This is a genomic window from Mycobacterium sp. 134 (assembly GCF_048282715.1).
Taxonomy (GTDB): domain Bacteria; phylum Actinomycetota; class Actinomycetes; order Mycobacteriales; family Mycobacteriaceae; genus Mycobacterium; species Mycobacterium septicum.
Genome location: NZ_JBLVUN010000008.1, coordinates 5,072,735 through 5,084,959 on the forward strand (window position 1 = coordinate 5,072,735; position 12,225 = coordinate 5,084,959).

General features: G+C 66.6%; 11 protein-coding genes. 3 read left to right on the forward strand and 8 right to left on the reverse strand.

The window, feature by feature from the left end; translation table 11 throughout:
- Window positions 1-16 precede the first annotated feature (16 nt).
- Genes ACNQVK_RS28990 through ACNQVK_RS29010 form a run of 5 tightly spaced genes read right to left on the reverse strand, consistent with a single transcriptional unit; the run spans window position 17 to window position 4,977 of the window.
- Window positions 17-580 (reverse strand): pentapeptide repeat-containing protein, encoded by a 564-nt coding sequence (locus ACNQVK_RS28990; protein WP_211157900.1) that lies wholly within the window; start codon window positions 578-580, stop codon window positions 17-19.
- 3 nt (window positions 581-583) lie between these two features.
- A complete protein-coding gene (locus ACNQVK_RS28995) occupies window positions 584-1,195 on the reverse strand; it encodes a GTP-binding protein (RefSeq protein ID WP_036388873.1) in 612 nt (203 codons plus the stop codon).
- Window positions 1,176-1,541, reverse strand: coding sequence for a DUF742 domain-containing protein (locus ACNQVK_RS29000; protein WP_082448780.1), 366 nt, complete (start codon window positions 1,539-1,541; stop codon window positions 1,176-1,178). The genes ACNQVK_RS28995 and ACNQVK_RS29000 overlap by 20 nt, the downstream gene beginning before the upstream one ends.
- Before the next feature lie 35 nt (window positions 1,542-1,576).
- Entirely contained in the window at window positions 1,577-1,984 is a 408-nt protein-coding gene (locus ACNQVK_RS29005; RefSeq protein WP_029107096.1) for a roadblock/LC7 domain-containing protein, read from the reverse strand.
- Complete coding sequence (locus ACNQVK_RS29010) at window positions 1,981-4,977, reverse strand: ATP-binding protein (protein WP_418032276.1); 2,997 nt, start codon at window positions 4,975-4,977, stop codon at window positions 1,981-1,983. Before ACNQVK_RS29010 ends, ACNQVK_RS29005 begins: the two co-directional genes overlap by 4 nt.
- A 331-nt stretch (window positions 4,978-5,308) precedes the next feature.
- Here ACNQVK_RS29010 and ACNQVK_RS29015 point away from each other — a divergent pair, with 331 nt between their 5' ends.
- The gene (locus ACNQVK_RS29015; protein ID WP_418032277.1) at window positions 5,309-5,773 is read left to right on the forward strand and encodes a tRNA (cytidine(34)-2'-O)-methyltransferase; all 465 of its coding nucleotides are present in this window, start codon (window positions 5,309-5,311) and stop codon (window positions 5,771-5,773) included.
- 113 nt (window positions 5,774-5,886) lie between these two features.
- On the opposite strand, the gene ACNQVK_RS29020 is transcribed toward ACNQVK_RS29015, so the two are convergent.
- Both ACNQVK_RS29020 and ACNQVK_RS29025 read right to left on the reverse strand, forming a co-directional pair.
- A complete protein-coding gene (locus ACNQVK_RS29020) occupies window positions 5,887-6,540 on the reverse strand; it encodes a nitroreductase family protein (protein WP_418032278.1) in 654 nt (217 codons plus the stop codon).
- A gap of 147 nt (window positions 6,541-6,687) precedes the next feature.
- On the reverse strand, window positions 6,688-7,260 hold the full coding sequence (locus ACNQVK_RS29025) for an XRE family transcriptional regulator (RefSeq protein ID WP_418032279.1): 573 nt from the start codon (window positions 7,258-7,260) through the stop codon (window positions 6,688-6,690).
- 319 nt (window positions 7,261-7,579) lie between these two features.
- On the opposite strand from ACNQVK_RS29025, the gene ACNQVK_RS29030 reads away from it, so the two are divergent.
- Window positions 7,580-8,563 carry a hypothetical protein gene (locus ACNQVK_RS29030; protein ID WP_418032280.1) on the forward strand — a complete coding sequence of 328 codons (984 nt, stop codon included), beginning with the start codon at window positions 7,580-7,582 and terminating at the stop codon, window positions 8,561-8,563.
- A 12-nt stretch (window positions 8,564-8,575) separates the two neighbouring features.
- On the opposite strand, the gene ACNQVK_RS29035 is transcribed toward ACNQVK_RS29030, so the two are convergent.
- Entirely contained in the window at window positions 8,576-11,860 is a 3,285-nt protein-coding gene (locus ACNQVK_RS29035) for an error-prone DNA polymerase (RefSeq protein ID WP_418032281.1), read from the reverse strand.
- 141 nt (window positions 11,861-12,001) lie between these two features.
- On the opposite strand from ACNQVK_RS29035, the gene ACNQVK_RS29040 reads away from it, so the two are divergent.
- Entirely contained in the window at window positions 12,002-12,223 is a 222-nt protein-coding gene (locus tag ACNQVK_RS29040; protein ID WP_418032282.1) for a hypothetical protein, read from the forward strand.
- The last annotated feature ends 2 nt before the right edge of the window (window positions 12,224-12,225 follow it).

The following is a 12,225-nucleotide window of genomic DNA, read 5'->3' on the forward strand; positions in this document are numbered from 1 at the left end:
CCTTCTCGCGGAGAAACTATCCGCCGTGGACGTCGAGACCGTGGGCGGCCGAGTAGGCCAGCGCCTGGGCGATGTCGATCTTGGCGCCGCGCAGCTTCGCGGTGGTCCAGAAGGTGGGGTCGACACGAGCGCCGCGCAGGTCGGCCTCGTCGAGCTTGGCGTCCTGCACCCGTGCCCCCGTCAGGTCCGCCTGCCGTAGCACCGCCTTGCGCAGGTCCACCCCGACCAGGCTGGTCTCGCGCATCCGGCAGTCCGACAGATCGACGCCGCGCAGGTCGCAGCCGCCGAGCACAGCCAGGGTCAGGTCCGACTCCACGATCTTGATGGGCCGCAGCCGGCACTCGGTGAACACCGATCCCAGCAGGCTGCAGTTGGTGAACGCGCTGTGCCACAGCGTGGCGCGGCGAAACGTGCAGTTGCGGAACGCCGAGCCGAAATGCTGCGACTCGGACATGTCCACACCGCTGAAGTCGCACTCGGTGAACACCACACGCTCGGTGCGCAACCGGCTCAGGTCTTCCTCACGGAAATCGTGACCTGTGAATTCCCTGTCCGCCCAGGCGGTTTCGTCAGCTACCACGCCTCAGCCAGGCAACGCGGAAAGCGTGCTCAGCGAGTACTCGGTGACCGCGATCAGCGCGGCCTTGGCCGAGTTGCGATCGCGGGCATCCACGGCCACCACCGGGATGTGTTCCGGCAGCGCCAGGGCCTTGCGCACTGCCTGAGTGGGATGCTTTGGCGCATCGTCGAACTCGTTGACCGCGACGATGAAGGGCAGCTTGCGCGCCTCGAAGAAGTCGACCGCGGCGAAGCTGTCCTGCAGGCGGCGCACGTCGACCAGGATGATCGCACCGATGGCGCCACGGACCAGGTCGTCCCACATGAACCAGAACCTGCGCTGCCCGGGTGTGCCGAACAGATACAGCACCAGATCCTCGTCCAGCGTGATCCGGCCGAAGTCCATCGCTACCGTGGTGGTGCGCTTGTCCGGGGTGCCGTCCAGGGCGTCGACGCCCTCAGACACGTTGGTGACCAACGCTTCTGTGCGCAGCGGCATGATCTCGGAGACCGCGCCGACGAATGTCGTCTTCCCTGCCCCGAACCCGCCAGAAATGACGATCTTCGTCGAGGCGGCCCCACGTCGGGGGGCGCCACCGCCGGAGGCCGAGCGGGGTTCAGAGTGCTCGTAGGCCACGCAGGGTCCTTCCAATCAATTCGCGGCGTTCGTCGAAGCTAGCCGAGTCATCGAGGGTGGCTTCCACCCTTAGATAACCCTGCGTCACCAAGTCCCCGATCAGCACGCGCGCCACGCCGAGCGGGAGAGATAAATGAGCGGCAATCTCGGCAACCGAAGGACTGCCGGTGCACAACTCTACGATCTGTGCGCGCACATCGTGCCCAGTCCAGCGCGGTTCACGTGTCGTGTCGGTTTTTTGTATCGGTGCTTCCAGCGGAAGGTGCACGCGCGAGTCGGTGCGGCCGGCCGTCAGCGTGTACGGCCGCACCAGACTCGGACGGTCAGTAGTTTCCGGTTCGTCCACAGGCACCTCGCGAAGGGCAGAAGGGGGCGGGGGACTCAGGACGGTTGCGGCGTACGGCGCGAAGACTGCACCACCGCGCCGACCCGCTCGACCAAGATGGCCATCTCGTAGCCGACCTGGCCGATGTCACACGACGGGGCGGTCAGAGTGGCCAGGTTGGACCCGTCACCCACCCGCATCAACAGCAGGTAGCCGTTCTCCATCTCGACCACCGACTGCATCACGTGGCCGCCGTTGAACAGCTGGGAGGCGCCGGTGGCCAGGCTCGCCAGTCCGGAGGAGACGGCGGCGAGCTGGTCGGCCCGCTCGATCGGCATGTGTTCGCTGGCAGCCATCAGCAGTCCGTCGGCCGAAACCAGCACCGCGTGGGACACCCCGGATACCTCGCGGGCGAACTTGGACACGAGCCAGTCCAGGGAGTCGCGCTGCGTCGGACGGGTCATTCGTTATCGGTTCCTCTGGTCTCACGGGCATGCGATCGTCCGGCGTGCACGCCTCCGAAAAGGTTGCTGGTGCTCGTACGGACAGCCTCAGGGTCACGCGGTTTGAACGCCGCGAACATGCCGCTGTCAGGTTCGTCTGCCGATGCTACCGTCTCGACGCTGTCGTCGTTACGGTGTACTCCACCGTTGCGGTGACGGCCGTTGGGCTCAGGGGCGGACGCCGCGACTGCAGCTGCGATGCCACCCGGCACCAGGCGGGCACCCGGCGTACGCATGGGCAGGCCTTCCTCGGTGTGCTCCTCGACGGGCGCGTCCTGCGCCGCGGCGGCTACCGACCAGCCCTTCTCCCAGACCGTCTTCCAGTCCAGGTCGGCGCTGCGCACGTGGGTCGTCGGATCGATCTCGAATTCCGAGACCATCGACTGATAGATGGAGTCGCCCTCTACATCGGGGGTGTCGTCCTGGGCCGCGGCGGGTTCGACCGGCTCCTCGGGTGCGTGCTCGGTTTGATGAGCCGCGCCGTTGAGACCGTTGACGCCATTGAGGCCGCTGTGACCGTTGAGGTCAGTTGCCCCGTTTAGGTCGCCGTGACCGTTCAGACCGTTGAGGCCCGCGGCACCGTTGACGCCGTTGGTGGCCACCTGCCCTCGGGACGCGAAGAACGATGAGGTGTTGGTGGGCGTCTGACGTCCGGCCTCCACATCGTCGGTCGCCTCGTCGGTGGCTGCCGCGTCGGCCGCTCCCGCGATTTCGCCCTTGGCCAGGGCCGCACTCTCTTCGGTGTGCACCGGCCACTGCTGCGGCCATTCACCCACCGGCTCGTCCGCGGGCTCCTCGGCCGGCGCCTCGCCGGCCTCCTCCTCCGGTTGTGGGGCGAGTGTGCCCGGCAGCTCCGAGATGCCACTGGCACCCGGACTGCGCTGCGGCAGCAGGTCGAACGGCATGTCTGCACCGTTGAGGTGGGGTTCGTCGGTGCCGGACCCGAACACCGACGCATCCGCAGGATCGGCGTCCAGCGACAACGCCGTCGCGATCCCGGCATGCGCGTCGACGGGCCTGCCATACGGAAGGTCCTCGACCGAGTCGCCGCCGTCGCGGGCCAGCAGCGAGGCCGGGATGTACACCCCTGCCGTGGTGCCCGAGCTCGGTTCTTCGGCGACGGTGCTCCGCAGCCGCACGACAAGACCGTGTTGAGTGGCCAGCCGCCCGACCACGAACAGACCCATGTGACGCGCGGTGTACGGATTGACCTCACCGCCGGACTGCAGACGGGTGTTGGCGACCCGCAGATCGGCCTCGGTCATACCCAGGCCGACATCGCTGACCTCGATCACCAACGCACCCTTGGCCGCGTGCACGGCCGATACCCGCACCTGCGAGATCGGCGGCGAGTAGCGCAGCGCATTGTCTAGCAGCTCGGCCAGGAGGTGGATCAGGTCGCCGGCCGCCGTGCCGGTGATCTCGACGTCGGCCACCGACGCGGTGACGACACGGGCGTAGTCCTCCACCTCGGAGGCGGCGGCATTGATTACCGTCGCCAGCGGCACCGGACGGCTGTGCTCGCGTGCCAGCTTGGATCCGGACAGCACCAGCAGGTTCGCGCCGTTCCGGCGCATGCGAGCAGCCAGGTGGTCGAGCCGGAACAGGCTCTCCAGGCGTTCCGGGTCGTCCTCGTTGCGCTCCAGCTGATCAATGAGCGACAACTGTTGGTCGACGAGTGAGCGGCTGCGCCGCGACAGCGTCTCGAACATGTCCGAGACCTGCAACTGCAGCTGAGCCTGTTCCCCGGCGAGGAACACCGCCTGCTCGTGCAGTTCGTCGACGGCATGGGCCACCTGACCGACTTCTTCGGTGGTCTGCACCGGGATCGGGGTGACCGGCACCAACTCGCCGCCGGCGCGGACCCGTTCGATCTCCTTGGCCAGGTCCTGGTGAGCCACCTTGAGCGCGCTGTCGCGCAGCGTCCGCAGCGGGCGCACCAGTGAGCGGGCCACCAACAACACGATGACCATGGCGCTGACGATCGCGGTCGCCACCAGGATGGCGTCGCGGATCGCGTCGTTACGGGCATCGTTGGCCTGGGCCTCCACCGCGGCCGGAATGGACGTGGTGGTGTCGTCGACGATCTGTCCGGCGATCTTGTTGGTCGCCTCCAGCGATGCCAGCATGTCCGGATTACCGACCAGCGGAATGCCGGGATTCGACATCATCGCCATGCGCTTGACCATCTCGGCCCGAAGCGTCGCCGCCTCCTCGGAGCCACCTCCGAGCACCTTCGTCAGCGCGGCGACGGTGGACGGCTCGGTTCCGGCCATCGTGATCATCGAGGTGCGCAGCAGCGGCTCGGGTTCGTCGCCGCCCCGGTTGACCAACATCCGCTGGATCGCCATCTGCCCACGGGCACCGACCGCGCGGGCCAGCGCCTCAACCTGAGCCTGAACCGCCTGCTGGTTGCTGTGCACCGAGCCGGTGATCGCGGCTTCCCCGGTCAGCAGCAGCGGCCCGTAGTCAAGGATGCGCTGCCGCAGATCGATCGAATCGGACATCACCGCGTCGACAAGCTGCTGTCCCTTGCCGAGAAGGCCTGCGACGGCCTGACCGACATCCTCGGACACATTGGTGGCGTCTATCCGTTGCTGCAACTCGGATTTGCGCTCGTTGAACGTGGACATCGCAGACTGTCCGTCGCCACCTTCGGTAGCTGCAACGAGCACACCCTCCATCGCCGCCATGTAGCGGTCGACGTCGGGGATCACTTCGGCCCGATCGGCCGCCAACCGCAGGTCTCCGGCAGCACTGGCACTGGCATAGATGCGCAAGCCACCAAACGTCGCCGCCAGGATCAACGGCACGAGGACAATGGCGAGGACTTTCCGACTCACCGGCCAGTTGGCCGGTGACCAGCGCGAGGGACGCTTGGCCGGAGCCGATGGTGCTGGGGAGAATTCGACGAGGGTGCCGTCAGCCTGTTTCAGCTGCGTAAAGGCAGTCATCGGCGCCCAACCGCACTACCGGCTGCGTGGCCGCAATTTACTCGTGGGGCGTGATTCATAAGACTTCCTGCTGTTTCCGCCCACGCGGGGGCGGGCGTCAAACGCCTTGGCAATTGCACGAGTATGACAGCAGCTCGCGAGCGTTTCCACAATTCTTACTGAACAGACAGAGTTCGTGACCGAGCCGTAGCGCAGTTGTGTGGTAATCGAGCAAACAGCGCTGTCCTTGCCGAATCGCGTGCCGATTTCCACTTCCTATTCCGCGTGCCGAATCGGACCTCATTTACATCCCGATTCGACCACGGGCGGGCCTTCGTACGATCATCGTCGGATGTTCCGGGTGTTGTTCTTTTCTCCCCGCATCGCACCCAACACCGGCAATGCGATCAGGATGGTGGCAGGTACCGGGTGCGAGCTGCATCTGGTCGAGCCCCTGGGCTTCGATCTGTCCGAACCCAAGCTGCGCCGGGCCGGCCTCGACTACCACGACCTGGCATCGGTGACCGTGCACGCCGATCTGGCGGCCGCGTGGCGCACGCTGATGCCGGCCCGGGTCTACGCATTCACCGCCCGCGCGTCGACCTCGTTCGCCGATATCGCCTACCAGCCGGGAGACGTGCTGATGTTCGGCCCAGAACCCACCGGACTGGACGCACAAACCCTGGCCGACCCGAATATCACCGCACAGGTACGTATTCCGATGCTCGACGGCAGGCGGTCATTGAATCTGTCCAATGCCGCGGCCGTCGCCGCCTATGAGGCGTGGCGCCAACACGGGTTCGCCGGCGGCGTCTAGTTACGCCGCGGGCGTGGGCCGCCATGCGACCCACGCCCGAATCTCACAGAGAGTTCATACACCGGCTTCACAATTGCACCGAGGGGCAACAGGCGTCCCAGGGTCCCCCGGGCTCACCAACTGTCCCAGTGCGAGAACTGCTCGGCCGGAAGGCGCTTGGCCTTCTTGAAGTCGGTGCCCAAGGTGTAGGCGATCGGGAACAGCCCCGCCTGGGCGTACCGGTCGAACGGAATGCCCAGCAGTTCAGCGGCCTGCTTCTCGCCGTCACCGAGCAGGTGCAACGTCGTCCAGGCCGACCCGAGGCCACGCGAGCGCAGCGCCAGCATGAAGCTCCACACCGCGGGCAGCAGGGATCCCCAGAATGATGCGGACATGCCGGCGGGGGCACCGTCCGGACGGCCTTCCAGGCACGGAATCATCAGCACCGGCGCCTTCTCGAAGTTGTCGGTGAGATACCGCGCGGAGCTCATGACGGCATCCGCCTGCTGGTCGCGGATGTCACCGCGCTCAGGTTTGGGCATGTCCAGGTAGGGGTTGGCGTTGGCCCGGTAGATGTCGGCCAGCGCCTTCTTCTTTGCCGGGTCCTCGACGAAAACCCATTGCCAGCCTTGCGCATTCGACCCGGTGGGGGCCTGTAGAGCCAGGTCGAGGCATTCCGTGATCACCTCACGCGGCACCGGCTTCTCGAAGTCGAGCCGTTTGCGCACCGATCGGGTGGTGGTGAGGAGTTCGTCGACGGTCAAGTTCAGGGCTGGTTCGGCTGTCATGCCGCGAGACTACAACCGCTCGACAAAAACCAGAAGCTCCCCAGCAGTTTGCTGGGGAGCTCCTAATCATCGTGCGCCGCAGTACAACTCAGCTAACCGATGAAGGTTGCGCACCGTCGCCGGATCGACGACGGTGCACGGGGTCTGTCAGCCGGCGTTCTCGGAGACCAGCACCGGCTCCCAGCCGTTGGCCTGCGGCTCGTCCGACGAGCCGTAGTCGGCCGAGGACGGGACGGCATGGATGCCATGATCGTCGCCGGGCAACCCGCCCAGCGCCGCGATGGTGTCCCGGATCTTGGTCGCCTCGGCGTCGGTCGGCGTTGCGCCGGCCTCGAGCTCGTCGAGCAGTCCGTCACGCAGACCGGCGCCGTTGGCCACTTCCTGGGCCGACAGCTTGGCGTGGATGCGGGTGACGTAGATCTGCTGTCCCAGAGAGGATCCCGGCGCCGAAGCGGCATGGGCCATCAGCGAGTCATACCGCTGGCGGACCCCGCTCAGCGCCACGATGACCGCAGGAGACGGCCGGTTGCTTCCGGCCGCCTCGGCCAGGGAGGCACGCAGCTTGCGCAAGCCGGACAGGACGACGTCGGCGCGCTTGTGGAACTTCTTGTCCTCGGGGAAGGGCAGTGCATCGATCGCGGCGGAATACATGTGCATCGCCGCCTCCGACAGACTGACGATGACCGCCGAATCACCTTCCAGCGTCGCGTTTTGTCCCATGGGCCCTCAATTCTCAAGCGAACAGATCAACAGAAAAGTGAGCGGCCGGTTGCCGGACCTGTCGGACCGATCCACCGCCGCTCGCGGTGAGCACGCCGATGACACTAGCGGTTATCGCGCGGCTCGTCATCGCTAGGGGCACTTGAAGAATGACGAAAAACAGAGTATGCGAACGCCGGCGCCACCGGCCGGTAGCACCCGCTGCCGAGGTTGGCCTTACTCTGAACGCCGGCACGGTGGCAGGCTTGGCCGATGGGAGGTCGACATGGCCGGACTAACTGAATCGACAAGGGTCGCTGAGTCTTCAGGGGGTGCGCCGTTGGATTACAGCCAGATCGGTGACACGACTCAACCGATGCGGGTGGCTTCGGTGGATCGGGACCCGGCCCCCAAAGCCTTGTCGATCGACCCCAAGGCCGGCATCGGTTGGCTGGTATGCGGCGGCCTGGGCAGCCTGGCCATCGTCTGGTACCTGCTGTTCAGCCCGGGCGAGCGCGGAAGCAAGGCCGAGTGGTTCTTCGGTGCCGTCATCTTCGTTGTCGTGATGGTGACGATGTGGCTGACCCTCACGGTCCAGCGCCAGGCCAAACACGACATCGCCCAAGCCGACGAACGTCTGCGCCGTGAGTTGGCGGCCGCCGACGAACGCTCGGCGCTGGAACTCGCGCTGACCCAGAAATGGCATCGGGCCCAGATGGAGTCCCAGCAGAAGCTGCACGATGCCGAACTGGTGGCACAACAGGAACTGGCCCGCATCGAGCGCAACAACCTGCTCGAACAACTGCAGAAGCAGGCGATGATCGAGGTGTCACGTGCGGTCGGCACACACACCCGGATGCTCGCCACGCTGTGGACCGAAGGTGCGACACAACTGCGCAACCCGGACCGGGACGAGCGGGAAACCGTGATGAACGCGCTCTTCGGTCAGATCAGCCAGGTGGTCAGCGACGTTTCGGTCGAACTGGACAACGCCCATCTGCTCAGCCAGGACGACCGCCTGCAGGATGCGCTGAACCGGGTCAACGACGCGGTGCTGCTGGCGATCCAGGTTGCCGAGGATCTGCACGCCGACGTGGTCGAGGGACGGACCCCGGAAACCAATCCCATCCCCGCGGTCCAGCGCCTGCTGCACGAGCGGGCCACCGACGCGCGGCGGCTGGCATGGTCGCTGCTGCGGACCGGGCTTGAGGACACCACGACCCGCAGCGTCTCCAGCGTCTCTACCGTTTCCAGCGTTTCCAGCGTTTCCAGCGTTTCCAGCGTTTCCAGCGTTTCCAGCGTTTCCAGCGTCGACCCGAGCTGACCGCCGGGGAGCTCAGCGGAAATCTCGCGACCGCGAGCCGATCCGCAGCTCGACCGGGCTCATCCGGTCGGCGATCACGGTGACGGCGCCACTGGCGTTCTGCACGATGCCGCGGACCACCAGTGCCGGCGCCGTCTGCGCCAGCTTGCGGTAGCGCGCCCACACCCCGGGCGCACACAGCACGTTGACCATCCCGGTCTCGTCTTCCAGGTTCATGAATGTCACGCCCTGCGCGGTCGCCGGACGCTGCCGGTGAGTTACCGCCCCGGCAACCAGGATCCGGGTCCCGTCGACGACACCCAGCAACTTGTCGGCAGGAATCACGCCCAGCGCGTCGAGGTCGGCGCGCAGGTACTGGGTGGGATAGCTGTCCGGCGAGACGCCGGTGGCCCACACGTCCGCGGCCGACAGTTCCAGCGCGCTCATCCCCGGCAGCGACGGGACATGGGAGGACGAGCCCACCCCCGGCAGTCGGTCCGGCCGCTGGCCGGCCGCCGCACCCGCCGCCCACAGCGCCTCACGCCGGCTGATCCCGAAACAACCCAGCGCACCGGCGGTGGCCAGCGCCTCGGTCTGGGGTACCGACAGCTGCACGCGACCGGTCAGGTCGATCAGGGTTTCGAACGGCCCGTTGGCATTTCGTTCATCGACCAGGCGCCCCGCCAACTCGTCACCGATGTGACGGACACTGCCCAACCCCAACCGCACGTCCATGCCGGCGTTCTCCAGCGTCGCGTAGGCCAGGCTGGCGTTGGCATCGGGTCCGTGCACCACCACCCCGTGCCGGCGCGCGTCGGCGACCAGTGACTGCGGCGAGTAGAACCCCATCGGCTGGGCCCGTAGCAGTGCCGCGCAGAACGCCGCCGGGTGATGCAGCTTGAACCACGACGAATAGAAGACCAGTGACGCGAAGCTCAGCGAATGACTTTCCGGGAAACCGAAATTGGCGAACGCCTCCAGCTTCTCGTAGATCCGCTCGGCCACCTCTCCGGTGATCCCGTGCAGTTCGGCCATGCCGTCGTAGAACCGGTTGCGCAGCCGGCGCATCTTCTCGGTCGAGCGTTTGGAGCCCATCGCCCGGCGCAACTGGTCGGCCTCGGCCGCGGTGAAACCCGCACAGTCGACTGCCAATTGCATGAGCTGCTCCTGGAACAGCGGGATGCCCAGCGTCTTCTTCAGTGCGGATTTCATGGACGGATGGTCGTAGGTGACTTCCTCCAGGCCGTTGCGGCGACGGATATAGGGGTGCACCGAACCGCCCTGGATCGGACCCGGACGGATCAGCGCCACCTCCACCACGAGGTCGTAGAACTCCCTCGGCTTGAGCCGAGGAAGGGTGGCCATCTGCGCGCGGGACTCCACCTGGAACACCCCGACCGAGTCGGCCTTCTGCAACATCTCGTAGACCGCCGGTTCGGACAGATCCAGCTTGGCCAGGTCGACGGCGATGCCCTTGTGTTCGGCCAGCAGGTCGATCGCGTAGTGCAGCGCCGAGAGCATACCGAGGCCGAGCAGGTCGAATTTCACCAAACCGATTGCTGCACAGTCATCTTTGTCCCACTGCAGCACGCTGCGGTTGGCCATGCGGGCCCACTCCACCGGGCACACGTCGGCGATCGGGCGGTCACAGATCACCATGCCGCCCGAGTGGATGCCGAGGTGCCGCGGCAGGTTGGCGATCTGGGTGGCCAACTCGATCACCGGCTGCGGGATGTCTTCCGCCTCCGGCGAGTCCGGACGCCCGTTCCACCGGCTGAGCTGCTTGCTCCAGGCATCCTGCTGTCCCTGGGAGAAGCCCAGCGCCCGGGCCATGTCGCGGACCGCACTGCGGCCGCGATAGGTGATGACGTTGGCGACCTGTGCGGCGTAGTCACGCCCGTATCGCTCGTACACGTACTGAATGACGTTCTCGCGCAGGTCCGATTCGATGTCGATGTCGATGTCGGGAGGACCGTCGCGAGCCGGGGACAGGAACCGTTCGAACAGCAGCTCATTGGCGATCGGGTCGACGTTGGTGACCTTCAGCGCGTAGCAGACCGCCGAGTTGGCCGCCGATCCCCTGCCCTGGCACAGGATGTCGTTGTCCCGGCAGAACCGGGTGATGTCGTGCACCACGAGGAAATAGCCGGGAAACTTCAACTGCTCGATGATGCGCAGCTCGTGTTCGATCTGCGCATAGGCCTTTCTCGCGTTGTCCACGGGCCCGTACCGCTCGGCCGCCCCCGTCATGACCAGATGCCGCAACCAGCTGTCCTCGGTGTGCCCGGCCGGGACGTCGAACGGCGGCAGCTGCGGGGCGATGAGCGCCAGACCGAAGGTGCACTGTTCACCGAGATCTGCTGCGGCCGTCACGATCTCGGTACCGAACAACCGGGCCATCTCCTCCCCCGAACGCAGGTGAGATCCGCCGAGCGGGGCCAGCCACCCGGCGGCGGTATCCATCGAGTTGCGGGCCCGGATCGCCGCCATCGCCATGGCCAGCCGCCCCCGGTCGGGGGCGGCGAAGTGCGCACCGGTGGTGGCCACCACCGGTATTCCGAACCGCGGGGCCAGCCCGGCCAGGACGGCATTGCGCTCGTCGTCACACGGATGGCCGTGATGGGAGAGTTCGATGCTGACCCGGTCGGCCCCGAAGCGGTCCACCAGATCGGTCAGCGCGGCGGCGGCAGCTTCTGGCCCACCCGCCGAAAGCGCCTGGCGGACATTCCCTTTGCGACAGCCCGTCAGGATGTGCCAGTGCCCGCCGGCCGCCTCGGTGAGGCCGTCGAAATCGTAGCGGGGCTTACCCTTCTCACCACCGGCCAGGTGCGCCTTGGCGATCTCGCGGGACAGCCGCCGGTAGCCCTCCGGACCACGGGCCAGCACCAGCAGATGCGGGCCGGGCGGGTCGGGGTCCTCGGTGCGGGGAATGTTCCCCAGCGACAGCTCGGCGCCGAAGACCGTGGCCACGTCCAGCTCCCTGGCCGCCTCGGCGAACCGGACCACACCGTAGAGCCCGTCGTGATCGGTCAGCGCGATCGCCCGCAGGTTCAGCCGGGCCGCCTCCTCGACCAACTCCTCCGGCGTGCTCGCGCCGTCGAGGAAGCTGTACGCCGAATGCGTGTGCAGTTCGGCGTAACGGACCGACGTACGCGGCCGGTCGAGTTCCGGCGGCTGATAGCTACCGCGCTTACGCGACCAGGCGGGGCTGTCCCCGCCGTCGCCCGCGGGCTCCAACGGCAGGCCGGAACGTCGCGGTTTGCCGGTGAGTACCCGCTCCATCTCCGACCAGCTCGGCGGCCCGTTATGCCAACCCACCTCGCCAGTATATCGAACATTTGTTCGATGCGTCCGGGGGTCGAATCAGGTAGTCAACTACCCGCGACTGCGCACCGCCCACCTTCCTAACCTCGGCTTATCACCGGATTCCCCCGGTCACCGCAGGAAAGGACTCGCATCATGGCCGATTTGAACCCACAGCCGCTGCCCCCACGGGACCGGATCCGGATCAGCGCCCCCGATTCGGTGCTGTTCGACCTCAAGAAGTTCCAGAAGGCACAGGCCAGTGTGCTCGGGCAGGCCGGCTGCCCTGGTTGCCACTCCGGACTGGACCTGCACTGGCAGGGATTCTCCGACTTCGTCATCAACGAAGAGGGCGTCGCCACGCCCACCACGGGTTAGCG

Coding starts and splice junctions, on each gene's coding strand:
- ACNQVK_RS29005 (WP_029107096.1), bottom strand. CDS start 1,984: ATGACCCGTCCGACGCAGCGCGACTCCCTGGACTGGCTCGTGTCCAAG.
- ACNQVK_RS29020 (WP_418032278.1), bottom strand. CDS start 6,540: ATGACAGCCGAACCAGCCCTGAACTTGACCGTCGACGAACTCCTCACC.
- ACNQVK_RS29025 (WP_418032279.1), bottom strand. CDS start 7,260: ATGGGACAAAACGCGACGCTGGAAGGTGATTCGGCGGTCATCGTCAGT.
- ACNQVK_RS29015 (WP_418032277.1), top strand. CDS start 5,309: ATGTTCCGGGTGTTGTTCTTTTCTCCCCGCATCGCACCCAACACCGGC.
- ACNQVK_RS29010 (WP_418032276.1), bottom strand. CDS start 4,977: ATGACTGCCTTTACGCAGCTGAAACAGGCTGACGGCACCCTCGTCGAA.
- ACNQVK_RS29040 (WP_418032282.1), top strand. CDS start 12,002: ATGGCCGATTTGAACCCACAGCCGCTGCCCCCACGGGACCGGATCCGG.